The sequence below is a fragment of the Longimicrobiaceae bacterium genome (genome assembly GCA_035696245.1).
In the GTDB taxonomy this organism is placed as follows: Bacteria; Gemmatimonadota; Gemmatimonadetes; order Longimicrobiales; family Longimicrobiaceae; genus DASRQW01.
The window spans coordinates 1-1735 of sequence record DASRQW010000480.1 but is presented as its reverse complement, the minus strand read 5'-3'; the positions used below and the strand labels follow the sequence as shown (position 1 = coordinate 1735).

Sequence of the window (1735 nt, the reverse complement as noted above, 5' to 3'; positions counted from 1 at the left end):
CACGCCGGAAGCCCGGACGCGCACCGAACCACCAACCCTCTCCCGCTTGCGGGGGAGGGTGCGAGCCTAAGCGAGCGGGAGGGGGCGCCCTCGATGCTCGATGTCCGAAAGAAGCTTCACCCGCGCATCTACCGACGCGCGCCGATCCGCCCGCAGGAGGGCGTTGCAGCACCCGAGAGAAGTGATTCCCCAGAGCTGCGGACTCGCCGGAGCCTGAGACTCTCCACCCCACCCCCGCTGGAGACCCCATGAAGTTGTCCCGTTGGGCGCCGCTCGTGATCGCGGCCCCGATCCTCGCCACCGCCGGCTGCGACAGTTTCAAGCAGGCGCTGACCTCGCACTCCAACACCGTGGCCCGCGCCGCCGGCAAGGAGCTGAAGGTAGACGACGCCGCGCAGATGCTGGCCGCGCAGCCGCAGATCCCGGCCGACCCCAAGATCGTGCGCACGCTGGCCGAGCTATGGGTGGACTACACGCTGCTCGCCACCGCGGTGGCCGAGGACAGCACGCTCGCCGTGATCGACTACGATCAGCTGATCAAGCCTCAGCGCGAGGGCCTGCTCATCCGCAAGCTGTTCGAGGGCCAGGTGCACGTGGACACCGCGTTCACCGACGCGCAGGTGGACCAGCGCTGGGCCACCGAAGGCCCCGGCGCCGAGATCCGCGCCCGCCACATCCTGTTCCGCATGCCCGAGGGCGCCACGCCCGCGCAGCGCGACAGCGTGAAGAAGCTGGCCGAGTCCATCCGCGTCCGCGCCGCGGGCGGCGAGGACTTCGCCGGGCTGGCCAAGCAGTACTCGGCCGACGGCAGCGCGCAGCAGGGCGGCGACCTGGGCTTCTTCGGGCGCGGGAAGATGGTGCCGGCGTTCGAGGAGGCGGCCTTCAAGCTCGCCCCCGGCCAGATCAGCCCCGTGGTGGAGTCGCCGTTCGGCTACCACGTGATCAAGCTCGAGGAGAAGCGCCAGCAGCCGCTGGGCGACCACCGCGCCGAGTTCCGCCAGTACCTGGTGCAGCACTCGCAGCAGGACGCCGAGCAGAAGTACGTCGATGGCCTGCAGGCCTCCAGCCAGCTCAAGGTGGACTCCGGCGCGGTGAAGATCGTCAAGGAGCTGGCCGCGCTGCCCGACCTGAAGAACGTGAGCGGCGCGAGCCGCGAGCTGGCGACGTACAAGGGCGGCGAGCTGACCGCCGGCGAGTTCGCCGACGCGCTGGCCGACGCTTCGGCCCAGGACCGCGAGGGCTTGGCGCAGCAGGCCACCGACGAGCAGATCACCGGCATCGTCAAGCGGATCGCCACCCAGGAGCTGCTGCTGCACGAGGCCGAGGCGCACCACGTCACCGTGCCCGCCGCGGAGCTGAACAACCTGCGCACGCAGGCAAAGGACGCCGTCCGCCAGCTGGTGCAGATGACCGGCCTGGCCTCGCACCGCATCCCCAAGGGCGACGCGGGCGACGCCGCGATCCAGGCCGAGGTGCGCGACCTGATCAACGGCGTCATCACCGGCCAGCGCCAGCTGCCGCCGCTGGGGCCGCTGGGCCGTGCGCTCCAAAAGCACTACGACGCCGACGTGTACGCCGCGTCGTTCGCCAAGGTGGCCGACAAGATGAAGTCCATCCGCGCCACGCAGCCGCAGGTGGCGCCGCCGGCCGGCATGCCGGGCCAGCAGATGCCGCAGGGCGGGCAGCCGATGCCCCCGCAGGGCATGCCGCAGCAGGGGCCGCCCCAGGGCCCGCC

General features: G+C 71.5%; 1 protein-coding gene. It reads left to right on the top strand.

The window, feature by feature from the left end:
- Positions 1 to 248: 248 nt before the first annotated feature.
- A partial coding sequence (locus tag VFE05_21535) for a peptidylprolyl isomerase (protein ID HET6232672.1) occupies positions 249 to 1735 on the top strand: 1487 nt, incomplete at its 3' end.